Here is a 26401-nt window from a genome sequence, read left to right on the forward strand (position 1 = left end):
CGCCGTGGCCTCAGTTGTCCAGTTCCGCGTCCACCCCGTTAAAGTTCCGCTCCTGCGCCCGTTTACGACGGCGGTGCGCAGCGCGGACACGCTGGAAACGGTCCTGCTGGAGCTGGTTGACGACGGCGGACACACCGGCTGGGGCGAGGCGCCGATCAGCCGGGTTACCGGAGTCAGCACCGCGCAGGTGCTGGCCGCGGCGGAAGAGACTCTCGCGCCCCTGGTGCTGGGAACGCAAACCCGCGCCTTTCGGGAGACCGCCCGGGACATAGCCGCAAGTACTGCCCCGGCCGCGGCCCGCATGGCCGCGGACTGTGCGCTGCACGACCTGGCCGCGGCTGCGGCGGAACTGCCCCTGGCACAATTCCTGCTGGACTTTTATCCGGGGCTCTCCGGCGGAACCGAGCAGCAAGTCATCTCCGGACGCCTGCTCACTGACATGACACTTTCCGTTGACGAGGCACCCGCGCTGGCTGCGGCAGCACGCGGCTACGCGGACGATGGTTTCCGGTGCCTCAAGGTGAAACTCAACGCAGACGGTGATCCCGTCGGCCGGCTGCTGGCCGTGCGCAACGCCGTTGGCCCCGGCATTGCGCTTCGGGTGGATGCCAACCAGGCCTACACGGCGGCGGAAGCCATTGCGGCGATCCGGGGGATGGAAGCCGCCGGCGTGGGGCTGGAACTGGTGGAGCAGCCCGTACCCGCCGGTGATCTGGCCGCATTGGCCGAGGTTCGCTCCCGGGTAAAGACGCCGATTATGGCCGATGAAGCCGTATGGGACCGCTCCGATCTGGAAGCCCTGCTGGCCTGCGGCAGTGCAGACCTGGTCAACGTGAAACTGGCCAAGGCGGGCGGGATCTACCCGGCCGTTGAGCTGGTGCTGCGGGCCAGGGCAGCCGGACTGGGAGTGCTGGTGGGCTGCATGCTGGAGAGTACCGTGGGCATCGGTTCCGCGGCGGCTCTGGCAGCGGCCGCCGGTTTGCACGGCACCTTTCCGGGCAGCAGCGGACAGGATCTTGACGGCGGCCTGTGGCTGCGGGAGCCGGCGGTTACCGGAGGTCCGGCCTACGCCGGCGCGGAAATACTCCTGCCCGACCTCCCCGGACTGGGAATCCGGGGACTTGCCGCCCAGGTCGCCAGCCAGAGCTGAGCCAGCGGTCCTAAACGTGCTCGCCGGCGGTCAGCGACCACGCGAGGGTGGAGACGGCGGCAATCACCTCGGCCGCCGCGTCCGGTTCATAACCGCGGGTGCACACTGCCAGGAGGATCCCGCTGCGCAGCGGAGCAACAACCGCTGTGCCGAAAGGCGCCAGAAAAGCGGCGTCGTGGGTGATGCCGGTGACCCACCCCGACTTGCTGCCCCACACCGGGCGAAAGCCGGCGGCTTCGAGTGCGGGGCCAATCCTGCCGAATTCCTGGGCCTGCAGAAAATCCAGCATGAGCGCGGTTGATTCGGGGCCGGCAGCTTTCCCCGTCACCACGGCGTGGAGTACCCGGACCAGGTCAGTGGCAGTGATTTCCTGGGTCCGGCCCGCCTCCAAGGCAGCCAGGTCGCCGATCAGACGTTCCATTTTGGACGACCCGGCGCCCAGATCGGCGAGCACCGCGTTGACGGCATCGAACCCCACCAGCTCCACCGCCAGATTGGTGGCTTCGTTCGAGCTGACAACGATCATCCGTTCCAGGACGCGGCGCAGCGTTGTTGCCTCCCCCGGGGCGGGCATGCCGGGATCCACTTCGTCGGGCTCGAAACCGAATTCGCCGGCGCCGGGCACGGAACTGGTAAAGGTCGTGCGGCTGGTCAGTGTCATGTCCAGGGAAAGGTCCCCGGAGTCCACCGCGCGCAGAACCGCAATCAGGACCGGAAGTTTGATGGTACTGGCCGAGTAATACCGCACGTCTTCGCGGTATCCCGCAAGCTGGTTCCCTTCCATGCTGCTGAGGGCATATGAGACGGAGGGAACCCCGTCACTGTAATCCGAGACAACAGGCATCTGTCTTCCTTCCAGGCTTCGGGCTTCAGGTTTCAAAAGTCGGGTGCTTCAGGGATCGCAGGGAAGGGCCGCGTAAACGGTTTCGTTGACCGACGGGCGCAGGCGGCTGATGTCCGAGGACGTCCGGCTTGGGTGCACCCGGTTCGTCAGGAGAACCACTGTGACCCGCCGGTCCCGGTCCGTGAGCAGACTCGTGCCGGTAAACCCGTTGTGGCCCCGAGCCTGGGCGGCGGGCAGGCCCATCCAGCCGGTCTGCCCTATCCGCAGTCCCAGCCCCTGTCCGTAGCCGCTGGCCTCCTGAGCAGCACCGGCAGCTGCCGGGCCCATAAGCGCCGGCAGCTGGTTGGTCCACATCTCCTGCGCGGCCGCCTCAGGCAGCAGCTCCGGGAATCCCGCACGCAGCCGTTCTCCAAAGGCCAGCAGTGCGGACGCCGTGCCGAACAGGCCGGCGTTTCCGGCGGCGCCGCCCACAACAAAGGCACTTTCATCATGGACCTGGCCGCGGACGGTGCCGCGTCCCAGCTCCGGGCAGAATTCGGTGGCGGCGCAGCGGTCTGGATCGGGGGCGAAGGTCAGGTCCGGAATTCCCAGCGGATCCAGCACCCTGGAAGTGAGAAGGTCCGGCCAGGGCGTGCCGGCAGCGGTTTCAGCCACCGCCATGGCGGTGTTGTATCCCACGCAGGAATAAGCAAAGGACCGGCCGGGGCGGTGGAGAAGCCCGGTGTTCAGCAGATCATCGAGGAGCTCGCGGCGTTGCGGACTGCGGACGCCGGGCGGAGCCTGGGGGAAGGGCCGTCCGCGCCATCCGGACCAGGTGGGCGGCAGGCCGGACGTGTGGGTGAGCAGGTGCCTGAGTGTGAGTGCCTCCCGGTCCGGGTTCCCCCGGTATGCCTCCAGCGTGCGGGAAACCGGGGCATCAAGGTCCAGCAGACCCTCCTGAACCAGCACCAGGCAGGTCAGAGCGGTGAAAATCTTGGTAATGGACGCGAGGTCGTACACGGTTTCCGCCGCCGCGGCGACGCGCGCTGGCGGAGCCAGCAGGCCGCCGTCGTTCCCGTACCGCACGCTGTCTCCCGCCGCCACCGGTGCCAGAGCCTTGCCGTCGACGGCGACGGCGCAGACAGCGGAGGGGGTGTCACCGTTTGCCGCGGCAGACTCCAGCAGTTGCCGGAGCCGGTGAAGCAGGCCGCTCTCCTGCGCCGGTGAAAGGGGCATGTCAGTTCAGGACCAGCCGCGGGGCAGGTCCCGCCTCCAGGGTGGCGGTGACGCCCAGCGGCAGGCTGGCTGCGGCGTCGCCGTGCCCAAAACCCAGTTCCTCCACCAGGGGGATATTCAGCGGAGCGAGGACTTCAAGGCAGAGATCGCGGATGGGGGCATAGTCGCCGCAGTCCTTCCAGGAGCCCAGGGCAATCCCGGCCATACCCTCAAACCAGCCGGCCCGCAGGAGGGTCTGCAGCATGCCGTCAATCCTGAAGACCTCTTCGGTGACGTCCTCCAGCAGGCCGATGCAGCCGGCGTTGGATGGTTTGGCCTGCCCCCGGGCGCCCATGGTCATGGCCAGCAGGGAGAGGTTTCCGCCCACCAGGCGTCCGGTGGCGGTGCCCGGCACCAGCGCTGCCGCCGACGGCGACGTGTAAACGCGGCCGGAGAAGGACGTGAAGAGTGCCTCGTGCACTCCGGTGCGGGCAGGTTCATCCCGAAGGAAGGCATTGGTGGCAATCATGGGAGTAAACCAGGTGGCAAGTCCCAGCTGCTCGGCCCAGTATTCGTGCAGCGCCGTCACATCGGAGGAACCAATCAGGGCTTTGGGCCGGGCGGCCGCCAGCGCCGCCGGGTCGAGCAGGTCCAGGACGCGCACGGCGCCGTAGCCGCCGCGGACCACGAAGACGGCGGCCAGCGAGTCATCACACCATGCGTCCTGCAGATCGGCGGCGCGGCTGGCATCCGTTCCGGCCAGGTACTCAGCCCGGGGATGCCGGTCCCGCAGATGCTTGCCGGGAACCGGGACCAGGCCCCAACCCTGCAGGACGGTGATTGCCTCAGCCAGGGAGTCCGGCAGGGGAGGCCCGGAGACAGCCACCAGACCCACGCGGTCCCCGGGCTTCAGCGGGGTGAGTTCGGGGAAGTCCGCTGCGCTGTTCATGCGGTGCTGCCGATCGGTGCCTCCGGCTCTGCGGCATCAACCGGCACGTTGTTGGTGGGGACCACGCTGAGCAGCCGGCGGGTGTATTCGTGCCGCGGGTGGAGCAGCACCTGTTCCACGGGGCCCTCCTCCACGATTTTGCCCTGGTACATGACCACCACGCGGTCGGCAATGTTCCAGGCCAGGCCCAGATCGTGGGTGATGACCAGGGCGCCGAGCCCGAGTTCACAGCGCAGGCGCAGGAGCAGGGCCAGGATTTCCGCCCGGACGGAGGCGTCCAGGCTGGCCACGGGCTCATCGGCTACCAGGAACTCCGGATCCAGGGCCAAAGCTCCGGCGATGACGACGCGCTGGCGCTGGCCGCCGGAGAGTTCCTGCGGGATGGCCGAGAGGTAGCGATCAGGCGGGGACAGTTCGGCCCGCCGCAGGGCTTCCACCACGAGTTCACGCTCGTCGCCGGGCATCTTGTGCAGGCGGGGTCCTTCGGCGACCGCTTCGTAGACGCTGTGCTTGGGGTTCAGTGCGGCGGTGGGATCCTGCAGGACGAATTGGACGCACCGCCGGTAGGCCTTGAGTGCCTTGCGGTTGTGGGCCAGCGGTTTGCCTTCGAACAGTACCTCGCCGGACGTGGGTTTCTGCAGGCCCAGCAGGGTCCGGGCCAGAGTGGTTTTGCCGGAACCGGACTGGCCCACCAGGGCCACGATCTCGCCCCGCCCGCAGCGCAGGTTCACGCTGTCCACGGCCCTGACCGCGCCGGCGCCGCGGCCGGCAAAGCTGACGGACAGATTGCGGGCCTCCAGCACCACGTCCTCCGGGTCCCGCACCGCTCCGCCGGCAGCCCGCTGCTCCTGCGTGGCCGAGGGAGCATCCGGAGCGGTGTACTTGGGCAGCCGCAGCCGCGAGGACAGATCGCCAATCAGGGGAAACGCTGCCGCCAGGGCCCGGGTGTGGGGGTGCCGGGGATTGCGCATCACCTCCGCGGAAGGACCGTCTTCCACGATCTTTCCGCGCTGCATCACCACAATGCGCTCGCAGGTGGCGGCCAGGACGGACAGATCGTGGCTGATCATCACCAGGGAGAGCCCGCGGGAGCGGACCAGTCCGGTCAGCACGTTCAGGACCTGCGCCTGCACCACCACGTCCAGCGCGGTGGTGGGCTCATCGGCAATAATCAGTTCGGGTTCGCAGGCCAGGGCCATCGCGATCATGACCCGCTGCTTTTGTCCGCCGGAAAGTTCATGCGGGTAGGAGGCACCTTTTGCCGCAGGCAGGTCCACCAGTTCAAGCAGTTCGGCAACCCGGGCCAGCCGCTGCTTCTCCGTGCCGTAGGAACCCTTCAGCTCCTTGGCGTGGATCATCAGTGCCTCCGCAATCTGGTCCTGAACCCGGCGGACCGGGTTCAGGGAGTGCATGGCGCCCTGGAAAACAATGGAGGCCTCCGTCCAGCGGACCGCGCGCAGGCGTCCCCAGCTGAGGTCGGCAACGCTCTGGCCGCCGAGCAGGACCTTGCCCTCCACTTTCGCGTTGGAGGGCAGCAGGCGCAGGACGGACATGGCCAGGGTGGACTTGCCGCAGCCTGATTCTCCGGCCAGGCCCACCGTTGAACCGGGTTCCACCGTGAGATTCACGCCGTCGACGGCGACCATGGGCTTGGGGCCCTCGTCCGTCTGCGTGGTGTAGGTGACCCGTACATCGGAGAATTCGAGCCTGGGCATTAGCGTCCTCGCAGGGTGGGATTGATGACTGATTCGACGGCGCGTCCCACCAGGGTGAAGGACAGTACCACCACCACAATGGCCAGCCCCGGGGGCAGCACGTACCACCAGAAACCGCCCGTGGCGGCGCCGGTGTCCAGGGCAGTCTTGAGCATGGAACCCCAGGAGATGCTGCTGGGATCGCCCAGGCCCAGGAAGGACAGGGTGGACTCGGCGATGATGGCGGATCCGACGGTCAGCGTGGTATTCGCCAGCACCAGCGGCATCACGGCCGGCAAGACATGCTTGCTGATGATGTGCGCGTCCGACGCGCCCAGGGCCCACGACCGTTCAATGTAGGGACGGGATTCCACGGTCAGGGTCTGCGCCCGCACCACGCGGGCCGTGCTGGCCCAGGAAGTAATCCCGATGGCCACCACAATGGTGGCGACGCCGGCGCCGATGATGCTGGACAGGACAATCGCCAGGACGAGCCCGGGAACCACCAGGAAGAAGTCGATGACGCGCATCAGGACAGCCTGCGTGGCTCCGGTGAAGTGGCCGGCAGCCATGCCCATCAGGGTACCGATCACCATGGACACCGCCGTGGCGGAGAAACCGACGAGCAGGGACACCCGCGCTCCCCAGATCAGCAGGGCGAGGACGCTTCGTCCGGAGGGATCGGTGCCCAGCGGATTGGCGGCGGAAGGCGGATCATTCTGCGGCGAGGTCAGCTGCGTGACGTCCAGCGTGGACGCCGGAGCCAGGACGGGCGCCAGCAGGGCCAGGGCAATCACGGCCAGCAGGATCACAAGACCCGTGACGCCGGCCTTGTTGCGGCTGAATTCCTTCCAGGTCTCCCTGGCCTGGGCCGCCCGCCTGGCGGCGGCCACGTTCCGCCGGCCGCCCCGCGCCGGTCCGGCAGCGGGGACCGGGGAATCCGGAGCGGGAACGGTTTGTGGATCCTTGACACTCATGAGGCACGCAACCTGGGATCGATGATGCGGTACACGATGTCCGCAAAGAAGTTCATGATGATCACGATCGAGGAGAAGACCACGAAGGTGCCCTGCAGCAGCGGGAAGTCCGGGGCGGACAGCGCCTGGAAGGTGAGGTAGCCCAGCCCCGGCCAGGAAAACACGGTTTCGACCGTGACTGCTCCGCCCACCAGCCCGCCCAGCGTCAGGAAGATCAGGGTCACGGTGGGCAGCATGGCGTTGGGGACCGCATGCCGGCGCCGCACGTCGTCTTCCCGCAGGCCCTTGGCCCTGGCTGTGACGAGGTAGTCAGCGGACATTTCCTCGAGCAGCGACGCCCGCATCACCATCAGGTACTGGGCGTAGACCACGGCAACCATGGTCAGCACGGGAAGCACCATGTGCCGGCCCACATCCACGATCATTGCCAGGCCGGTATCCGTGCTGCCGGCCGTGACCATGCCGCCGGTGGGGAACCAGCGCAGTCCGCCGGCGAACACCAGCAGCATCAGCAGCCCTAGCCAGAAGGTGGGCACGGACCAGAAAAACAGGGCCAGCCCGGTTTGGGTCTTGTCGAAGGCCGATCCCCGCCGCCATGCCGCCCGCTGGCCCAGCCACAGGCCCAGGACAACGGACAGCAGGGCGGCGGTGCCGGTCAGGAGCAGGGTGGGGCCGATGCGGTCTCCGATGAGCTCCATGACCGGCCGGTTGTACGTGTAGGAATCACCCAGCTTCCCCTGGAACAGGTCGGTCAGGTAACGCCAGAACTGTCCCAGCAACGGCTGGTCCAGCCCGTACTGGCGGCGCAGGATGTCCATCTGTTCGGCAGTCACCTGGCGTCCGTCAGCCAGGGAACGCACCGGATCCCCGGGCAGGATCCGGAAGGCGAAGAACCCCAGGACAATGACCATGATCAGGGAAACGGCGGACCCGCCCGCCTTCATACCGATGTAGTAGAGCCAGGAGGAGCCCCGGCGCGGTTCATCGATATCCAGGCGGGCGGGAACGACGTCGCTCTCGCTGAGCGCTTCAGCCATGGCTAGGCGCGGTCTTCCGCGCTGCTGCCGCGGCGGCGGATAAAGACGATCACGGCGATTCCCAGGATGACGACGACGGCGATCGAGACGATGAGGGCGGTGTTGGTTCCGCTCTCCTCGCTGGTGCCGGCTTCGGCAACATCGGCACCGATGGGGGTGGCGCTGTAGTAGCCCCACGGCCCGTTCTGGGAGGTGATCACGCCGCCCTCCGACGGCTGCGTGGTGAACGGTTCCCACTTGTCCGAGCGGTAGGCCTCAAGGCTGTTGGCGTAGAAGAGCACCTTGTTGACGGCGGAGTTGTAGATGATTTCCTGGGCCTGCTGGACCAGTTCGCTGCGCTTGTCCTGGTCCAGTTCGGCGTGCTGGGCGAGGTAGAGCTTGTCGAATTCCGGATCGCAGAGACTGTTCTCCGATGTGGCGCCGGTGCCGTCCGCGTTGGGACGGGAGCTGCACTGGTTGATGGACAGCTGATAGTCCGGATCCGGGCCAATGCCCCAGCCGGTGAAGTACATGTCGAAGTTGCCGAAGGTCGAATCATCATTGACCTGGGCCGGAGCCTTCATTTCGGTGTTGATCTCAATGCCGATGGCCTTCATCCACGGACCGATGTAATCAGCCATCTGCTGGTGCGTGGGATCAGAGTTGCGCCCCATCAGGCGGAGCTTGAGGGGCTTGCCCTCCTTGTCCAGGCGGATGCCGTCGGGGCCCATGGCGTAACCGGCCTCGTCCAGGACCTTGTTGGCTTCCTCGGGGTTGTAGGCCAGGGGCAGCTCGTCCGTGTCCCAGTGATAGAGCGGATAGGTCATGGGAATCTCGCCCGTGGCCTCCTGGCCCAGGCCCTGCAGGACCTTTTCCAGCAGGGTGTTGCTGTCAATGCCCATGGCAATGGCCCGGCGCAGTTCCGGATCCTGCAGCGCCGGATTACCGTCCCCGAGCACTTCGTTGTCCACCGTGGTGGTGCCGGGGTTGATGGCGATGGCCTGGTAGCGGCGGCCGGTTCCGGCGTTGGTGGTGATGCCCGGCTGGTTCTCCAGCGCCTTGTACTGGACCGGGGTCAGTCCGCTGACAACGTCGATTTCCCCGGTCTTCAGGGCCTGCACGGCGGCGTCGCTGTTCTTGTAAGGGACCCAGGTGATGCCGTCCACTTTGGCCTTGCCCTGCCAGTAGTTGGGGTTGGCCTTCATGGTGACCCCTGCGGCTTTGTCATAACTGACCACTGTGAACGGGCCGGAGCCAACGGCATCCTTGTCATTCTCGAAGGCAGCCGGATCGCCCACCTCGGACCAGATGTGCTCAGGCATGATCGGCAGCTGGGTGCCGGGGTTGGAGGCCTGCGGCGCGCTGAGGGTGATGACCAGGGTTTCGTCATCCTCGGCCACCACCTGGGACACGCTGGTCAGGAGGGCGCCGTTGGCCTGCTTGAGCTCATCGTTGTTCTGGATGGCGCTGAAGGTCCAGGCGGCGTCATTGGCGGTGATGGGTTCGCCGTCGGACCATTTGCGGTCCGCGGGGATCTTGAACGTCCAGACGGTGCCGTCTTCGGAGGTCTCCCAGCTTTCGGCCATGCCCGGAATCTCTTCGTTCTGGTCCGGGCCGTAAGCCACCAGGTTCTGGTACTGCAGGGCCAGGATGTTGGAACTGGTCGCGAGGATGGCGAGGAACGGGTTGAGCGTGTCGATGTCGCCGGTCAGGGCCAGTTTCAGCGTGGAACCGCTGGATTCATCCGCCGCATAGGCTGCCGGCGCGGCGGCCGGACCCGTGGTCAGGGCAAATGAACCGGTCATGGCGGCGCAGAGGATTCCGGCAGCTGCCGCGCGGCGCAGCAGAGGGCCGGAACCCCGGGGGCGCCCCCCGGCGGCAGGGTTTTTCTGTCTGAACTGCATAGCGTCCCCTTCATCCAGCTGTGGAGTGACAGGTACCCAAAGCGCTTCCCGCTGCCCTGTACCGATAGCGGGATCCGGCGGCAAAAACTGCGGACGAAACGGCCTGCGCCCTGTGAGCAGCACCACATTGGTGCACCCTGTGGGGACAGTGTAAGTAACTAACAGGGATATACCAACTGTTGCAAAACACTTTCGGAAAGAGCTGCGTCACCGTTATCGTTTCTCCAAAACTAAAGGAGCGTCCGTGCCCGTTGACCCCGCCCGGCTCTGTGCAGAACTGATTCGTTTCGACACCTCAAACTTCGGCGAGGGCAAGAGCAACGGGGAGCGGGGCGCGGCGGAATACGTCCTGAACCTGCTGACCACGGCGGGTTACGACGCCGTGCTGCTGGGGCCGGAACCGGACCGCAGCTCGGTGGTGGTGCGGGTTCCGGGCACGGATTCTTCCCTGCCCGGGCTGCTGGTCCACGCTCATCTGGACGTGGTGCCGGCCGAGCCCGAGCAGTGGAGCATGGACCCTTTTGCCGGCACTATCCGGGACGGTTACATATACGGCCGCGGCGCCGCAGACATGAAGGACATGGTGGCCATGACCCTGGCCACGCTGCTGAACTGGGCAGAGGAGGGGGTCCGTCCGAGGCGGGACATCGTGGTGGCTTTTGTGGCGGATGAGGAAGACAAAGGCGACTACGGCGCTCTCTGGCTGGCCGCGGAGCATCCGGAACTCTTCGCGGGGGTGGAAGCCGCAATCGGGGAATCCGGAGGCCATGCCACCCTTCTGGAGGCAGCGGACGGTTCTGAGGTCCGGCTCTATCCCATTGCCGCAGGCGAGCGGGGCACGCTCCACATCAGGGTCCGGGCGGAGGGCATTTCGGGCCACGGATCCCGGCCCGTTCCGGTCAACGCCGTACAGAACCTCATCAATGCCCTCCACCGCGTGGGCAGCTATTCCTGGCCGTTGGTCCTCACCCCGGTGGTCCGCCGGTACATCGAGGAGACGACGGCGGCACTGGGATTCTCCGCCGACCTGGGCTCGGATGCCGGCGTGGAAGCTGCCATCGCCGCCATGGGCGAAGCCGGAACGGTGGCCGGCGTGACGGTCCGCTGCTCCTCCACCCCCACGGTGCTGCGGGCCGGCTACAAGGTGAACGTGATCCCCGGGGTGGCGGAAGCCGACGTCGACATCCGCTGCCTTCCCGGCACCGAGGAGGAAACCTTGGCCACCGTTCGGGAGCTGCTGGGGGACGCAGTTACCACCACTTTCCTCTCGCACCAGCCGCCGGTGCAGTCGCCGGTCGACTCCCCGTGGTTCGAGGCAATGCGCGGGGCACTGCTCCGCCACGATCCGAAGGCCGTTGTGGTGCCCATGTGCATGGGCGGCGGAACGGATGCCAAGGCCTTTGCTCCGCTGGGAATCGACTGCTACGGGTTTGCGCCCCTGGCCACGGATCCGGAAGGGCGCAGCATCCAGGGCGTCCACGGAGTGGATGAACGGGTTCCGGTTGCCGCCGTGCAGGGAGGCCAGCAGATCCTTCAGGACTTCCTGACCGGCGTCTGAGCCGCTGCACGCCGGACCCGGCCGGCCCCTCCGGCACGCGGAGCGCAGCGGGGTGTGCTTCCACCGGCCGGCTGGCATAGAGTCTTCTGCAGTGACACGGGGTGCCGACAGGCTGAGATGAAACCCGTTGAACCTGATCTAGTTCGAACTAGCGAAGGGATGTCGCGGATGACTATTCGCCTGACACCGTTAACCGTTTCAACGCTCCTGGCGCGCCTGCGCGCCGAACCGCCGCTGGTGCAGTGCCTGACCAACGCCGTGGTAACAAACTTCACCGCCAACGTTCTGCTGGCCCTGGGTGCCGCGCCGGCCATGACTGACATTCCGGGAGAGGCAGGACCGTTCGCCCGGGTGGCCTCCGGCGTGCTGATCAACCTGGGCACTCCGCACGAGGAACAGCGCCGGGCGATGCTGGAGGCCGCCGCGGCCGCGAATGACGCCGGCACGCCCTGGGTGCTGGACCCGGTGGCCGTGGGCAGCCTTCCGGTGCGCACCGCTTTGGCGGCGGAACTGCTGGCCCTGCGGCCAACGGCTATCCGCGGCAACGCCTCCGAGATCATTGCGCTGGCGGGACTGGGCTCCGGCGGCCGCGGCGTCGACGCCACCGACGATCCCGAGAGCGCCCTGCCCGCAGCAGTTCTCTTGGCGGAAAAACACGGTTCCGTGGTCGCCGTATCGGGACCCACGGACCTAATCACGGACGGCACCGGCACGCTGCGGATCAGCAACGGAGATGCCCTGCTGACCCGGGTGACCGGCGGAGGCTGCGCGCTGGGGGCGGTCACGGCCGCCTTCCTCGCCGTGGCTGACGACCGCGGAGCGCTGGCGGCGGTTGCCGCTGCCACCGCCGCGTACACAGTGGCTGCGGAACCCGCCGCCGAGGCCTCGGCCGGACCCGGAAGCTTCGCCGTCGGATTCCTTGATGCCCTGGCCGCCCTTAACGAGCAGGACCTGATGCAGCGGCTGGTAAGCGCATGAACGCCGGCGCGGCTGACATGTCCCGGTCCCGGGAGCGCATCCGCACCAGCGGCATTTACCTGGTGACGGACACCGCCCTGTGCGGGCCGCGCGGCGTCGTCGACACCGTCCGGGCCGCGGTGGCCGGCGGGGTGGAAACGATCCAGGTACGGGAAAAGGACGCTCCGGCGGCGGAGTTCTACGCTTTGGTCCTCGCCGTCGCCGAAGCCGCAGGAGACCGCGCCACCGTGCTGGTGGATGACCGGGTGGACATCTATTTGGCGGCCCGGGCCGCCGGCGCACGCGTGCACGGAGTCCACGTGGGCCAAACGGACCTCCCCGCCGAGCTGGCGCGCACCCTCGTGGGCCCGGACGCCGTCGTCGGGCTGACCGCCAACACTCCCGGCCATCTGGACGCCCTCCGGGCGCTGCCGCCGGGAACCGTGGATTACCTCGGGGCCGGCGTCATCCGCCCCACCCGCACCAAACCGGACCACCCCGAGCCGCTGGGGGTTGCCGGATTTGCCGACTTTGCCGCCCGGACCCCGCTGCCGGTCGTGGCCATCGGCGGGATTGTCCGCGAAGACCTCGGCGCGCTGCGGGCCGCCGGTGCCACGGGCGCGGCAGTGGTTTCGGCGATCTGCGGGGCAGCCGATCCGCGGCAGGCGGCAGCGGAACTCGTCCGTGCCTGGCGTGCGGGGGCCCCGGCATGAGGGCCCGGATTCCGCGGATCCTGAGCATCGCCGGAACGGATCCCACCGGCGGTGCAGGTATCCAGGCGGATCTGAAATCCATTGCGGCCACGGGTGGATACGGCATGGCGGCAGTGACCGCCCTGGTTGCCCAGAACACCCGGGGCGTGCGGTCCGTGCACACCCCGCCCGCTGCCTTCCTGCGCGAACAGCTGGAGGCCGTGAGCGACGACGTCGGCATCGACGCCGTAAAGATCGGCATGCTCGGAAGCGCGGACGTGATTCAGACGGTGGACGACTGGCTGGCGGCACTGGAGGTTCCTGCGGTGGTGCTGGATCCGGTCATGATCGCCACCAGCGGTGACCGGCTGCTGGATCCCGGAGCCGAGGCCGCACTGCGGCAGCTGTTGCACCGGGTGGACCTGGTGACGCCGAATCTTCCCGAACTGGCGGTGCTCGTGCAGGAGCCCGTCGCTGAGTCATGGGAGCGGGCACTCGCACAGGGAGAGCAGCTTTCCGCCGCCTACGCAGTCAAAGCCCTGGTCAAGGGCGGTCACCTGGCGGGGGACAGCTGTCCCGATGCCCTGGTGGATGCCGCGGCTGCACATCCCCTGGTGCTGCAGGTGCGGGCACCCCGGGTGGACACCGTCAACACGCACGGCACCGGCTGTTCGATGTCGGCGGCCCTGGCCACGTATTACGCCCGGACGGGCCGGTGGGACCTGGCGTTGACGGCGACCAAGGACTGGCTGCAGGAAGCCCTGGCGTATGCGGATGAGCTCGACGTCGGTGCCGGCCACGGCCCGGTGCACCACTTCCACGGGATGTGGGCGCGGGGACTGGAGCCCGCCGGGCCGCAGGAACCCGTACAGGAACCGGTGCCGGGGGTGGAACCGGCCGGGCCGCACACAGCCGCGCTGTGGGAGCAAACCGCTGCGGCACGGGCGGAAATCGACGGGCTGGATTTCGTGCGGGACCTGGGAAGCGGGGATCTGGACCGGAGTCTTTTCGATTCCTACCTCACCCAAGACGCGCTGTACCTCCGCGGCTACGCCCGGGCGCTCGCGCGGGCCAGCGAACTGGCCCCCAACCTCGCGGAACAGATTTTCTGGGCCAAGGCGGCCCACGATGCGCTGGCAACGGAAATGGACCTGCACACCTCGTGGCTTCCCGAAACGGGAACGGCGGGGCAGGTCATCCCGCCGGGACCCGTGACGAGCGGATATGTGGAGCACCTGCTCGGGAGCCTGAGCGGTGCCGGTGCCGGTCGCAGCCGCGGGAACTTTGAATACGAACGGCTGGTCGGTGCCGTCCTCCCGTGTTTTTGGATCTATGCGGACGTGGGCGCCCGACTTTCGGAGGCCGGTCATTCCGGCCACCCGTACGCCCGGTGGCTGGCCACCTACAACGACCAAGCCTTTAGGGAGTCCACGGTTTCCGCGGTGCGGATCCTGGAAACCCTGCTTGAACGCAGCGCGGCCGACGCCCGGACGGTCATCTGCGAGGCGTTCAGGGAATCAACCCGCCGGGAGTATGAGTTTTTCGCCGCCGGCACGGCAGAATCGTAACCACGGCATCGGAGCGGGCGAAGGCGGACGTCTCCGCCGGGTACCCGCAAAAAACCTTTCGCCCGGCACCCCAAAGCGGCACCCCAAACCGGCATCACAACAGAAACGAGAGCACCATGGCCAAGAAAATCACTGACCTCACCGCGCAGCAGAAGAAGATGGTGGGTGTTTCCGCGACCGTGCAGTTTGCACTCGCCGGCCTGGCCCTGGCCGATATTTGGCGCCGTCCCGCGTCTGAGGTCCGCGGCTCCCGCGCACTCTGGTCCGCTGCCTGCGCCGTGAACTTCATTGGCCCGCTGTCCTACTTCATCTTCGGCCGGCGCAAGTAGGCGTGGCAGCAGCACCCCGCCGCAAGGCCGGAACCGGTAAGACCAGCACCGGAAAGACCCGGGCCCCCGCACTGGACCCGGTCCGCCTGGACGGGCTGGAAGAGGCGCAGGCACCGGACAGCCCCGGCACCTTTGAAGGGCTGCACTTTGACGGGGTCTCCTTTGACGGCACCGATCTGCAGGGCAGCACTTTCCTGGAATGTGAGTTCAGCGCGGTCTCCATGACGGACACCGGACTGCGCGGCGCCCGGTTCCTGGAGTGCAGGTCCGCCGGCCTCTACGCACCGGTGTTCCGCGCGCCGCGGGCGACGTTCCGTGACGTGGTCCTGGAAGGCAGCCGGCTCGGCTCCGCAGAGCTGTATGACAACGGCTGGAACTCGGTCCATGTGGACGGCGGGAAGCTGGACTACGTGAACCTGCGCAGCTCCCGGCTCACGGACGTCCTCTTCACCGGCTGCACCATCGAGGAACTGGACCTGGACGGCGTCCATGCCGTCCGCGTTGCGTTCCGCGACTGCCGCATCGGCGCCCTGAACCTCTCCGGCGCAGTGCTGCAGGACGTCGATCTGCGCAGTACCGAGTTCCGGTCCGTCACGCACCTGCCGGGCCTGAGCGGAGCCACCGTGGATGACGGGCAGCTGATGATGCTGGCGCCGCTGCTGGCGGCCAACCTCGGCCTGCGCGTGGAGGGCTGAGTCAGTTCTCCTCGGCCAGTTTCGCGGCGTTCTTGATGATGTTCTTGGCCATGGACGGGAAGATCAGGCCGTGGAACGGGGCAATCAGCCACCAGTACAGCTTCCCGCCCAGGCCCTTGGGGAAGTAGATGGCGCGTTGCCGGTACAGGCTGCCGTCGCCGTCGGGATCCACCCGCAGCTCCAGCCAGGCCTTGCCCGGCACCCGCATTTCCGCCCGCAGCCGCAGCAGGCTGCCGCGCTCCAGCACTTCCACCCGCCACCAGTCCACCACGTCACCGGTGAACAGGGTGGTGGGGTTGCGGCGGCCGCGGGTCAGTCCGGCTCCGCCCACGGTCTTGTCCAGCACGCCGCGGATGGCCCAGGCCATCGGCAGCGAATACCAGCCGTTCTTTCCGCCGATCCCCTCGATCACCTTCCAGACATATTCGGGAGCAACGGAGGAACGGCGCTGGCGGGAATCCACGTAGACAGTCTGACCGGCCCAGTCCGGGTCACTGGGCAGCGGCGACGAGGCCTCGTCCGCCGACGGCGACGCGCTTGCCCAGGTGGTTTCCACTTCGCCGCGCTTTTCCTTGCCCAGCGCGCGCTTGACGGCCGCGTGGTAGCCGGTGAGGCCGCCGTCGGGCTCCGGCAGATACTGGTCAATGTCGTGTTCCTTGGACACGGCGTCATGCTGCAGCGATTCCACCAGCGGCAGCGACATGGACCGCGGAATCGGAGTCACCAGCGCCACCCACATGCCCGCCAGCCGGGGCGCGGGCAGCGGCAGCGCGTAGATCCGCCGCCGCGGCAGCCCGGCCTCCTCGGCATAGCCGTTCATGATCTCCGCGTAGGTCAAAACCTCGCGCGAGCCAATGTCGAAGGTGCGGTTCACGTCCGCGGGGAGGTCGACGGCGCGGACCAGATAGTGCAGGACGTCCCGGATGGCGATGGGTTCGATCCGGCGGCGCACCCAGCTCGGCGCCGGCATAACCGGCAGGGTTTCGGTCAGGTGGCGGATCATCTCGAACGACGCCGATCCGGATCCGATCACCACGCCTGCCTGGTAGACGACGGCGGGAACCTTGCCCTCCAGGAGAATCCGCCCCACCTCCGTGCGCGAACGCATGTGGGGGGACAATTCGCCCTCCGGATGCAGGCCGCCCAGATACACGATCCGCTGCACGCCGGACTCCGCTGCGGCGTCCGCCACCAGATGGGCGATCTGCTGCTCCTGGTCCGCAAATCCCTTGCCCGAGGCCATGGAATGCACCAGGAAGTACACGGTGTCCATGCCCTGCATGGCCCCGGCTACAGAATCCTTGTCCGTCAGGTCGCCCTGCACGATCTCGACGTCGTCGTGCCACGGCACATCGTGCAGTTTTTCCGGGGAGCGCACCAGGACGCGGACCTTGTGGCCGTCCTGCAGCAGCAGCGGAACCAGCCGCCCGCCAATGTAACCCGTGGCGCCCGTTACCAAAACCCGCTGTGACTCAGTCATTTTTCCAACTTACACAGTTCTTCGGCCGCTGAGCAGGGGCGCCGGAACGCCCTTGGCGTAATCTGCACACCGGGCCGAAAAATACTGGAATTAGACTGCCGCTCCCGGTAAGACTAGGGACCATGGCGAGCAGCGGAGCGGGTCTGAAACAGCAGGAAACCGTGAACGTGGACGGCCACCGCCTGCGCCTGACGAACCTGGACAAGGTCCTGTATCCGGAAACCGGCACCACCAAGGCCGACGTCCTGTCCTACTACGCCGCCGTCGCCGAGGCTTTGCTGCCGCACTCCCGCGACCGTCCGGCCACCCGCAAACGCTGGGTCCACGGCGTCGGGGTCCCCGGGGATCCCGGGCAGGTGTTTTTCCAGAAGAACATCGAGACTTCGGCTCCCACCTGGGTGAAGCGGTTTCCCATTGAGCACAAGAGCGGCACCAACATTTATCCGCTGGTCAACGACCTGGCGACCCTGACCTGGCTGGCGCAGAGCGCGGCCCTGGAAATCCATGTGCCGCAGTGGCGCTTTGGCCCGCGCGGCAAGATCAACAACCCGGACCGGCTGGTCCTGGATCTGGATCCGGGGGAGGGGGTGGACCTGGCGCAGTGCGCCGAGGTGGCCCGTCTGGCCCGGGACATCCTGGCGGACATGGGCCTGGACGCGCGCCCGGTCACCAGCGGATCCAAGGGCATCCACCTGTACGCAGCGCTGGACGGGAAACAGACCTCGGACGAGGTCAGCGCCGTCGCGCATGAACTGGCCCGGGCGCTGGAAGCCGACCACCGGGACCTGATCGTGTCCGACATGAAGAAATCCCTGCGCACCGGCAAGGTCCTGTTGGACTGGAGCCAGAACAACGGCAATAAAACCACCATCTGCCCCTACTCGCTGCGCGGCAGGTTCATGCCCACGGTGGCGGCCCCGCGCACGTGGGAGGAACTGGAGGATCCGGATCTCGCGCAGCTGGACTATGAACAGGTGATGCAGCGGCTGGCCGGGGACGGGGATCCGCTGGCTGGACTGAAGGCGGGCGGCGGCGAGCTCGATGCGGAGGCACTCGAGGAAGCTGCGGACAGCGCCGGAACCGCTGGCGGGACAGCGGACCGGCTCAGCAAATACCGCAGCATGCGCGACGCCGCCAAAACGCCGGAGCCCGTTCCGGCGGAACCGGCAGTGCCGTCCGAGGGCAACAGCTTTGTGATCCAGGAACACCATGCCCGGCGGCTGCACTGGGACTTTCGGCTGGAGCACGACGGCGTCCTGGTCTCCTGGGCGCTGCCCAAGGGGCCTCCGGATTCCCCCAACCAGAATCATCTGGCGGTGCAGACCGAGGATCATCCGCTGGATTACGGCACCTTTGCGGGGACCATCCCCAAAGGCGAATACGGCGCCGGCGAGGTGCGGATCTGGGACCACGGAACCTACGAGCGGGAAAAATGGCGCGACGGCAAGGAGGTCATTGCCGTGCTGCACGGCCAGCCCGACGGCGGACTGGCCTCCGAGGGCAGCGCGGACCGCCGCTTTGCCCTGATCCACACCGGAGGCAAGGGCGGCAAAGGCGGCGACAGCAACTGGCTGATCCATTTGATGAAGCACCAGCCCGCGCCCGCGGACAAAGTCGACAAGACGGAAACGACAGAGGGATCGGGCACCGCTGAGGCCAAGGCTGACCAATCGGCGAAGAAGACCGACGCTGCGGAGGAGGCGCAGTCGCCTGCTGACACTGTGGCAGCCGCGGCCGCAGCACCTGCTCCCGCGGCCAAGGCACTGCCGGAAACTGCCGGCGTTTCCCAAGCCGTAGCGGCGGACGCCGGGCAACACGGCATGCCGGCGGTGGAACCGATGCTCGCCACGCCCGGCACCCGGGCTGACGTGAACGACGACGATGAATGGGCCTTCGAGATGAAATGGGACGGCGTCCGCGCGATAGCGGACGTGACGCCGGAGGGAACCCGGCTGATCAGCCGCAACGGCAACGACATGACAGCTGCCTATCCCGAACTTCAGGAACTGGGGCGGCACCTCAACGGCGAACGTGCCGTCCTGGACGGGGAAATCGTGGCGATCAACAAGGCCGGCCGGCCGGACTTTGGGCTGCTCCAGCCGCGCATGCACCTGACGAAGAGGCGGGACATTGAAGCCGCCGCGGCCCGCACACCGGTGCACCTGATGATTTTTGATCTGCTCTGGCTGGACGGAAACTCACTGATGGACCTGCCCTACACGCAGCGGCGGGAAATCCTGGAATCCGCAGTCGAGCCCGGCGGGGACGACGGCCACGTCCAGGTGCCGCCGGCGCTGGAGATGTCCATGGACCAGGCAGTGGAAGCGAGCAAGGAACTCGGCCTGGAGGGAGTGATGGCCAAACGCCGAACCGGAACCTATTCCCCCGGACGGCGCTCGCGGAGCTGGATTAAGCTCAAGAACTCCTTCACCCAGGAAGTGGTCATTGTGGGCTGGCGCCCCGGCAAAGGAAACCGGGCTTCCAAAATCGGCTCCCTGCTGGTGGCTGTTCCGGATGGGCATGACCTGTCCTACATTGGCCGGGTGGGCTCCGGGCTGAGCGAAAAAGACCTGGCCCTGGTGGGTGGAAGACTCAAGAAACTGGCCCGCAAGACCCCTCCGCTGGAGGGGGTTCCGGCGGCCGACGCCTCCGATGCGCAGTGGGTTCGGCCCGTTCTGGTGGGCGAAGTGACCTACTCGGAGCGGACAGCCACCGGCAAGCTGCGCCACCCGGCCTGGCGCGGACTGCGCCCGGACAAGAAGCCCTCCGACGTCGTCGTCGAAACCCCCTGACCCGCACCCCTCAACCCCGACCACCCTCAGCCGTTCCAAGCCCAGGAGGCACCGCATGACTGCTGTACCCGTTGCACCGGACCAACCGCTCAGCGACACCCTGCGGGACGTGGACACCTGGTGGCGAGCCGCCAATTATCTTTCCGCCGGGCAGATCTACCTGCGGGACAATCCGCTGCTGCGCCGCCCGCTGGAGAATAAGGACGTCAAGGCGCGGCTGCTGGGCCACTGGGGCACAACCCCCGGATTGAACTTCATCTACGCGCACCTGAACCGGTTCATCAAGGAACAACAGCGCGAGGTCATCTTCATTACCGGACCCGGCCACGGCGGTCCCGCCAACGTTGCCAACGCCTGGCTGGAAGGAACCTATTCGGAGATTTACAGCCACGTTGGCCAGGACGGCGACGGCCTGGCGGCCCTGTTCAAGCAGTTCTCCTACCCCGGCGGCATTCCCAGCCATGCGGCACCCGAGACTCCCGGTTCCATCCACGAGGGCGGCGAGCTGGGGTATTCGCTGGCCCACGCCTACGGCGCCGTGTTCGACAACCCGAACCTGATTGCGGCCACGGTGATCGGCGACGGCGAGGCCGAAACCGGGCCGCTGGCCGCCAGCTGGCATTCCAACAGTTTCCTGGATCCGGCCGTGGACGGTGCGGTGCTGCCGATCCTGCACCTGAACGGCTACAAAATCGCCAACCCCACCATCCTCTCGCGCATGCCCGAGGAGCAGCTGGTGAAGCTGATGGAAGGCTACGGCTACCACCCCCACCTGGTGACCGTGGAGGATCCGGCGTCGACGGCGCAGGCACACGCCGATTTTGCCGAAGCGCTGGCCGCCTGCCTGGCCGAAATCGACGAGATCCAGGCCCCGTACCGAAACGGTGAGCGGGTGGCCGTGCCTGCCGACGCCCCGGATGCCGCCGCTTCCCGTGAAACGCGGAATGAACACGCGCCACGCTGGCCCATGATCATCTTGCGCTCGCCCAAGGGGTGGACCGGACCGGCCGTGGTGGACGGATTGCAGGTGGAGGGCACCTGGCGCGCCCACCAGGTGCCGCTGTCCGGCATCCATGAAAACCCCGAGCACCTGGCGCAGCTGGAAGAGTGGATGCGGTCCTACCGCCCCGAAGAACTGTTCGACGACGCCGGCCGGCTGCGGCCCGAACTTGCCGCACTGGCCCCGGAAGGCAACGCCCGGATGAGTGCCACTCCGTACGCCAACGGCGGCCGGCTGCTGCAGGACCTCAAACTTCCGGCCTACGCGGAGCACGCCGTGGACGTGGAGAACCCCGGTACCAAGCGGATCTCACCCATGATCACCGCCGGTGAATACCTGCGCGACGTCATTTCACTGAACCCGTCCAACTTCCGCATTTTCGGCCCGGATGAGACAGCATCCAACCGGCTGCAGGCCGTCTACGAGGTCACGGACAAAGCCTGGCAGCAGCGCATCGACGAGATTGACGAGCATCTGGCCCGCAGCGGCCGGGTGGCCGAAGTCCTCTCCGAGCACCTGTGCGAAGGCTGGCTGGAGGGCTACCTGCTCACCGGCCGGCACGGCGTCTTCAACTGCTACGAAGCCTTTGTCCACATTGTCGATTCCATGTTCAACCAGCACGCCAAATGGCTCAAGGTCAGCCGCAGCCTGTCCTGGCGGCAGCCCGTCGCCTCGCTGAACTACCTGCTCTCCAGCCACGTCTGGCAGCAGGACCACAACGGCTTCTCGCACCAGGATCCCGGTTTCATTGACCACGTGGTGAACAAGAAGGCCGAAGTCATCCGCGTGTACCTGCCGCCGGACGTCAACACCATGCTGGCCGTCACCGAACACATTCTGGGCACCCGGGACCGGGTGAACGTGGTGGTGTCCGGCAAACAGCCCACCCCGGCCTGGTTGAATCCGCAGGACGCCCGGCTGCATGTGGAGCGGGGTGTCGGCATCTGGGACTTCGCCGGCAGCGAAACCGGGGGACCGGGCGAAAAGTCCGATCCCGACGTCGTGCTGGCCTGCGCCGGCGACGTGCCCACTCTGGAAACCGTGGCCGCGGCCGGACTGCTGAAGAAGCAGCTGCCGGACCTGAAAATCCGGGTGGTGAACGTGGTGGACCTGATGCGGCTCCAGGACCCCGGAGAGCACCCGCACGGGCTCTCTGACAGGGATTTTGACACCCTGTTCACCAAAGACCGCCCCGTGATTTTCGCCTATCACGGCTATCCGTGGCTGATTCACCGGCTCACCTACCGGCGGAACAACCACGCCAACCTGCACGTGCGCGGATACAAGGAAGAGGGCACCACCACCACGCCGTTCGACATGGCGATGCTCAACCAGATCGACCGTTTCCAGTTGGCCATGGACGTGCTGGACCGGGTAGCGTCACTGGGATCAACGCAGGCCGGTTTCCGGCAGTGGCTCCAGGACGAACGGGCCCGCTGCCGGCAATACACGCGGGACGAAGGGCAGGATCCGCCGTATATTACGGGCTGGGAACTGCAGGAAGCTTCCGAACACACCGCGGACTGAGCCTGCGGGTACGTACGATCCATCTATCGAAGGAGAGTTCATTGACCACTGATCAGACGAGCATTGTTGTCTCGCGAATCATCGACGCTTCAGCCGCAGACATCTTCAACCTGCTGTCCAACCCCCAGCGCCACCACGAGCTGGACGGCTCGGGCATGGTGGTTTCGGACGAGAAGACCGACCGCATCACCGCCTCCGGCCAGGTTTTCACCATGAACATGAACAATGAAAAAATGGGCGACTACCAGACGGAAAACCACGTCACCGGGTATGACCACAACAAGCTCCTTGCCTGGCAGACGGCTCCGGCCGGCACCGAGCCCAAGGGCTGGCAGTGGGTCTGGGAACTCGAGCCGCAGGGCGCGGATTCCACCGAGGTCACGCTGACCTACGACTGGTCCCACGTCACCGACAAGGAGACCCTCAAGCAGGTGTCCTTCCCGATGGTGTCCAAGGACGAGCTGGAGCAGTCCCTGAACATGCTGGCTGCCGGAGTTTCCGGAGCCTAGCTCGTTTCACCGCATAACGACGGCGGCCGGTTCCCTTCACGGAGAAGGGAACCGGCCGCCGTCGTTCTGTCCTGCGAGCTGCTTAGACCGCGGACCAGCCGCCGTCGGAGGGCAGGATGGCGCCGTTGATGTTCACGCCGTCGTCGCTGAGCAGGAACGTGATGGAGGCTGCGAGGTCCTCCGCCGAGGCCAGGCCCGGAATGTTCACGCGCGCCGGGGCCAGGCGGGCCTCGCCGTACTCGCTGGTCTTGCCGCCCATCGGAATGCCGGTGGCCACACCGCCCGGAGCCACAGCGTTTACTCGTATGCCTTCACGGGCATACATGAACGCGGTGCTGCGGGTAATGCCCACAACGGCGTGCTTGGAGGCGGTGTAGGCAACGCCGGACGCTGAGCCGCGCAGGCCCGCCTCGGAAGTGACGTTCACAATGGAGCCCTTGCCGGCGGCCAGCATGCCCGGCAGCACGGCGCGGGTCAGGCGCACCAGGCCGTCCACGTTGACCGCGAAGATCTTCTGCCACATGGCGTCGGTGACCTCATGCAGCGGGGAGAAGTCATCGTTGATGCCGGCCACGTTGGCCAGGCCGTGGACGCTCTCGCCCGCGGCGGCCACAATGCGGTCCACGGCGGAGAGATCGGTGAGGTCGGCTGCCACGGGAACCACTGACTCGCCAAGTTCTTCGGCCAGGTTGGTGATCCGGTCCTCGGCGATGTCGACGGCGATGACCCGTCCGCCTTCGCGGACGATCCGGCCGGCGGTGGCACGGCCAATGCCCGAACCCGCGCCCGTGACGATCACGGTGCGGCCTTCAAAGCGGCCCGGAACGGTGGGGAGCACGGCGGCTTCGGTTTCCGGCATTACCCCGCCGTTGGCGGCCTTCACGAGTTCGTCCACTGCGGCCTGCGGGAACTGGCCCTGGCTCAGGTCCACGAGCTGCTGCAGCTTCAGGGTCAGCGCCGGGCCCAATGTGGACTCGTCACTGCCGGCCTGCGCCAGCATGCCGCGGAGGGCGGGGCCGCCTTCGGGGTGGTCGAGCCACTGCTGGACGGTGTTCTGGGCGGTGATTGGCTGGTTGGCCATGGACCGGTCCTTTCGTTGCGGGGGCGGCCACTGCTGCGGCCGCGGGTTGCGAGATCAGCCTACCGGAGGGGTTTTCCCGGCTGCTTATCGTCTTCTCACTCCAACAGGTATCCCCACACCTATGCGTGGGGCCAGGCCGCAACCGCCTGCTCGATGGCACGCCGGGTTGCTGCCGGCACCCGTTCCACCAGCTCGAGCACCGGTTCCGTGCGGGTGCCGGAAGTCCGGGAAAGCCGCCAGCTTCCCACCACCACGCCGTCCACCAGCACCGCGGGGCGGAAGACGCCGTTCCGGCCGGGCACCAGCGCATCGAGCATCGCGTCACTGGCCACCAGGGACCGGTCCGCATAGCCGAGGATCCACTCGTCGAAGCCCGGAACGAGCACCACACCGGTTCCTTGCCCGTCCTGCGCTTCCGGCGGTTCGCCGATAATCCAGGCGGGCCGGCCCTCCACCTCCACATCCATGAGGTCCTCCACCGCGGAGGCTGCAGGCCGCAGCACTGCCAGGGGGAGCTTGGTCCACCAAGCCAGGTCCGCCTCGGTCACCGGCCCCCGGGTTCTGACAAAGCTCCGCACGATCTCCGTCAGGGCAGCCTCGGGATCCGCGGGCGGCAGCAGCGGGGAGAGGGTGAGGAGCTGTTCGGTGCCCTCCGGTGCGAACGAACCCCAGTGGGCGTCTCCGGCCACCGAGAAATGCATGAGCAGGTGGTACCCCGGCCCGCCCGCGGTGGGGATGCCGGCGGCGTCCCACAGGGCAAGAGCCTCGGACCTGCGCAGCGGACGTTCCTCCAGGGCGGCCAGCAGCACGTCCCGGGCACGGGCGATCGTGCGGTCATCCAGCCCGAGTCCTTCCCGGCGCCGGGCCGTCGCCCGGTGGATGCGCGCCGCGGTGAAGTACAGAAGCGAGGCCAGATGCTCCGGCGTCGTGGCAAACAGGGTGCCCCGCATGGGCCACCCCCGTACCAGGGCGCCGTCGTCGAACGCAGCACGGACGTCCTGAACCGTGGTTCCCGGAGCCGATCGAATCGCGACGGCACGCAGGACCGCCGGCAGATCCTGCCCCTGCAGGGCGACGGTGCGGTCCACGACGTCGGCGGGCGGCAGATCGGAGCCGCCCAGCAGCTGGGAGTGCCACCGCATCCGCCGTGCTTCCTCGGCGCTGAGTTGGAGAACCATTCCGTCACCGTAAGCGGGACCGCGCGCCACGGCAAGGATTGCGGGAAACCCTTCGCCATGGGATTTCCGGCCGCTTTGGGAAATTCCGGCCGGTCCGCCCCGTCCGGGGTTTCCCGAAACGACCGGGATTCCCCAAACCAGCTTTAGGCGTTCTCTTCCCGTGCCCGGAAAAGCTGCATCTGCCGGTAGCGCCGGCCCAGGGATTCCCGCCGGGGTTTGACCGGGGCGTCCTCGGGCTCCGCCGTCAGATCGATGTGTTTCTTGCCGAAGCGCCACAGCAGCAGGTCATCGAGCAGCCGGTCGGGTCCGGGGGAGTACCGGTGGTCCAGGGCCTTGCGGACCTTGGTGACGGCGTCGGCCTGCAGCAGTCCGGCCAGGTCCATGGTGGTCTTCATGCCGTGCGCGGCCAGGAGCTCGCTGGCCCAGCCCCAGTCATCCCCGGTCTTCCGGTTCACATGGGGCAGCAGGGTCATCCACACGTCCCGGATCCGGTTCGGTGTCAGCGGCGCGCTGCCCTCCCCGTCCTCGTCCCAGAACCCGGTGACGGTTTCATAGCGCTCATGCAGTTCGGCAAACGCGGTCTCCACGGTTTCCAGCATGGCCGCCGTGGCAGTGAACTGGCGGTCAAAGTACGGGCTCCAGGCCCGCGGATCTCCGGCCTTGAAGCGGATGTCATGCTCAATTTCCGACCAGGCATGAGCGAGGACCGTGCGGATCTGCACTTCAAACTGGTAGCTTCCGTTGGGACGCTGATCCGGGTCCAGCAGCTTGTGGTACTCCCGAACGGTCTCATTCTGGATGGTGCGCAGGACCAGATGCCGGCTCGAGTAACCGTAAGTCCCGGATTCAATGGAGCCGATATCCTTCTCCCGGTCTCCGCGGCAGTCAAACTCGGCCCGCTGGCGCTTGATCAGGTTGGCAGCTTCATCGACCTCATGCGGCAGCGTCACGATCACGCGCAGGCCCACCAAATCGATCAGGTTGCGCAGCGGATCGGGGAACAGCAGCGTGGGCAGATCCTCGGGGTTTTCGGAGGGCAGGGTGCGGGAGGCCTTGTCCCGGAAGGAGTCCACGGTTTTAGTCCGCGAGGCCACAAACAGCGGACGCACGGGACTGTCCGTGAAGATGTGCCGCAGGCTCTCCTCCATCTCCCGGGTGAGCTGTTCCAAGGCAGGGCGGACCCGTGCAAATTCATCCGTGCTCGCCTGGACCACCGGACGCAGCCGGTCATCAAGGCTGTCCCACGCGCCCATACAAAAAACCCCATTCCCCAACGTTTGGATGTGCCGCGCCCGCGTCCGGTGCGC

21 protein-coding genes and 1 riboswitch are annotated in these 26401 nt (G+C 67.1%); of the genes, 10 read left to right on the forward strand and 11 right to left on the reverse strand.

Going from position 1 to position 26401, the window contains the following annotated elements:
- Positions 1-4: 4 nt before the first annotated feature.
- Positions 5-1150, forward strand: coding sequence for a mandelate racemase/muconate lactonizing enzyme family protein (locus AC4D2W_RS13620; protein WP_490927469.1), 1146 nt, complete (start codon positions 5-7; stop codon positions 1148-1150).
- A gap of 10 nt (positions 1151-1160) precedes the next feature.
- Here AC4D2W_RS13620 and AC4D2W_RS13625 read toward each other — a convergent pair whose 3' ends face one another.
- Genes AC4D2W_RS13625 through AC4D2W_RS13655 form a run of 7 tightly spaced genes read right to left on the reverse strand, consistent with a single transcriptional unit; the run spans position 1161 to position 9629 of the window.
- Positions 1161-1994: a serine hydrolase gene (locus tag AC4D2W_RS13625; RefSeq protein WP_490927470.1), complete on the reverse strand. Its 834-nt coding sequence runs from the start codon at positions 1992-1994 to the stop codon at positions 1161-1163.
- A 48-nt stretch (positions 1995-2042) separates the two neighbouring features.
- Positions 2043-3209, reverse strand: a complete 1167-nt coding sequence (locus tag AC4D2W_RS13630) for a serine hydrolase domain-containing protein (RefSeq protein WP_490927471.1) — start codon at positions 3207-3209, stop codon at positions 2043-2045.
- A 1-nt stretch (position 3210) separates the two neighbouring features.
- A complete protein-coding gene (locus AC4D2W_RS13635; protein ID WP_490927472.1) occupies positions 3211-4137 on the reverse strand; it encodes a S66 peptidase family protein in 927 nt (308 codons plus the stop codon).
- On the reverse strand, positions 4134-5852 hold the full coding sequence (locus tag AC4D2W_RS13640; RefSeq protein ID WP_490927473.1) for a dipeptide ABC transporter ATP-binding protein: 1719 nt from the start codon (positions 5850-5852) through the stop codon (positions 4134-4136). The genes AC4D2W_RS13635 and AC4D2W_RS13640 overlap by 4 nt, the downstream gene beginning before the upstream one ends.
- A complete protein-coding gene (locus tag AC4D2W_RS13645; RefSeq protein ID WP_490927474.1) occupies positions 5852-6808 on the reverse strand; it encodes an ABC transporter permease in 957 nt (318 codons plus the stop codon). Before AC4D2W_RS13645 ends, AC4D2W_RS13640 begins: the two co-directional genes overlap by 1 nt.
- Positions 6805-7845, reverse strand: coding sequence for an ABC transporter permease (locus tag AC4D2W_RS13650; RefSeq protein ID WP_490927475.1), 1041 nt, complete (start codon positions 7843-7845; stop codon positions 6805-6807). The genes AC4D2W_RS13645 and AC4D2W_RS13650 overlap by 4 nt, the downstream gene beginning before the upstream one ends.
- A gap of 2 nt (positions 7846-7847) precedes the next feature.
- Positions 7848-9629 carry an ABC transporter substrate-binding protein gene (locus AC4D2W_RS13655; RefSeq protein WP_490927476.1) on the reverse strand — a complete coding sequence of 594 codons (1782 nt, stop codon included), beginning with the start codon at positions 9627-9629 and terminating at the stop codon, positions 7848-7850.
- A gap of 343 nt (positions 9630-9972) precedes the next feature.
- Here AC4D2W_RS13655 and AC4D2W_RS13660 point away from each other — a divergent pair, with 343 nt between their 5' ends.
- The 6 genes from AC4D2W_RS13660 to AC4D2W_RS13685 all read left to right on the forward strand — a co-directional run bounded on the left by AC4D2W_RS13660 (position 9973) and on the right by AC4D2W_RS13685 (position 15527).
- A complete protein-coding gene (locus tag AC4D2W_RS13660) occupies positions 9973-11286 on the forward strand; it encodes a M20/M25/M40 family metallo-hydrolase (RefSeq protein ID WP_490927477.1) in 1314 nt (437 codons plus the stop codon).
- An 87-nt stretch (positions 11287-11373) separates the two neighbouring features.
- Positions 11374-11463, forward strand: a riboswitch (TPP riboswitch).
- A complete protein-coding gene (thiM, locus tag AC4D2W_RS13665; protein WP_490927478.1) occupies positions 11446-12264 on the forward strand; it encodes a hydroxyethylthiazole kinase in 819 nt (272 codons plus the stop codon). It overlaps the preceding riboswitch by 18 nt.
- Complete coding sequence (gene thiE, locus AC4D2W_RS13670) at positions 12261-12956, forward strand: thiamine phosphate synthase (RefSeq protein WP_490927479.1); 696 nt, start codon at positions 12261-12263, stop codon at positions 12954-12956. The genes thiM and thiE overlap by 4 nt, the downstream gene beginning before the upstream one ends.
- Positions 12953-14503: a bifunctional hydroxymethylpyrimidine kinase/phosphomethylpyrimidine kinase gene (locus tag AC4D2W_RS13675; protein ID WP_490927480.1), complete on the forward strand. Its 1551-nt coding sequence runs from the start codon at positions 12953-12955 to the stop codon at positions 14501-14503. The genes thiE and AC4D2W_RS13675 overlap by 4 nt, the downstream gene beginning before the upstream one ends.
- Positions 14504-14619: 116 nt before the next feature.
- Positions 14620-14832 (forward strand): PLD nuclease N-terminal domain-containing protein, encoded by a 213-nt coding sequence (locus tag AC4D2W_RS13680; protein ID WP_490927481.1) that lies wholly within the window; start codon positions 14620-14622, stop codon positions 14830-14832.
- A 2-nt stretch (positions 14833-14834) separates the two neighbouring features.
- The gene (locus AC4D2W_RS13685) at positions 14835-15527 is read left to right on the forward strand and encodes a pentapeptide repeat-containing protein (RefSeq protein ID WP_490927482.1); all 693 of its coding nucleotides are present in this window, start codon (positions 14835-14837) and stop codon (positions 15525-15527) included.
- 1 nt (position 15528) lies between these two features.
- On the opposite strand, the gene AC4D2W_RS13690 is transcribed toward AC4D2W_RS13685, so the two are convergent.
- Positions 15529-17007, reverse strand: coding sequence for an SDR family oxidoreductase (locus tag AC4D2W_RS13690; RefSeq protein ID WP_490927483.1), 1479 nt, complete (start codon positions 17005-17007; stop codon positions 15529-15531).
- A 122-nt stretch (positions 17008-17129) separates the two neighbouring features.
- Between AC4D2W_RS13690 and AC4D2W_RS13695 the strand changes: the two genes are divergently transcribed.
- Genes AC4D2W_RS13695 through AC4D2W_RS13705 form a run of 3 tightly spaced genes read left to right on the forward strand, consistent with a single transcriptional unit; the run spans position 17130 to position 22835 of the window.
- Entirely contained in the window at positions 17130-19799 is a 2670-nt protein-coding gene (locus tag AC4D2W_RS13695) for an ATP-dependent DNA ligase (RefSeq protein WP_490927484.1), read from the forward strand.
- 55 nt (positions 19800-19854) lie between these two features.
- Positions 19855-22326 carry a phosphoketolase family protein gene (locus AC4D2W_RS13700; RefSeq protein ID WP_490927485.1) on the forward strand — a complete coding sequence of 824 codons (2472 nt, stop codon included), beginning with the start codon at positions 19855-19857 and terminating at the stop codon, positions 22324-22326.
- A 41-nt stretch (positions 22327-22367) separates the two neighbouring features.
- On the forward strand, positions 22368-22835 hold the full coding sequence (locus tag AC4D2W_RS13705; RefSeq protein WP_490927486.1) for an SRPBCC family protein: 468 nt from the start codon (positions 22368-22370) through the stop codon (positions 22833-22835).
- A gap of 82 nt (positions 22836-22917) precedes the next feature.
- Here the strand turns inward: AC4D2W_RS13705 and AC4D2W_RS13710 are convergent, their stop codons facing one another.
- The 3 genes from AC4D2W_RS13710 to AC4D2W_RS13720 form a co-directional block, all read right to left on the reverse strand.
- A complete protein-coding gene (locus tag AC4D2W_RS13710; protein WP_490927487.1) occupies positions 22918-23916 on the reverse strand; it encodes an SDR family NAD(P)-dependent oxidoreductase in 999 nt (332 codons plus the stop codon).
- Between the two features lie 119 nt (positions 23917-24035).
- The gene (locus tag AC4D2W_RS13715) at positions 24036-25094 is read right to left on the reverse strand and encodes a winged helix DNA-binding domain-containing protein (RefSeq protein ID WP_490927488.1); all 1059 of its coding nucleotides are present in this window, start codon (positions 25092-25094) and stop codon (positions 24036-24038) included.
- A 143-nt stretch (positions 25095-25237) separates the two neighbouring features.
- Positions 25238-26347, reverse strand: coding sequence for a GTP pyrophosphokinase (locus tag AC4D2W_RS13720; RefSeq protein ID WP_490927489.1), 1110 nt, complete (start codon positions 26345-26347; stop codon positions 25238-25240).
- Between the last annotated feature and the right edge of the window lie 54 nt (positions 26348-26401).

This window comes from Arthrobacter sp. TJ-58, from assembly GCF_058269295.1.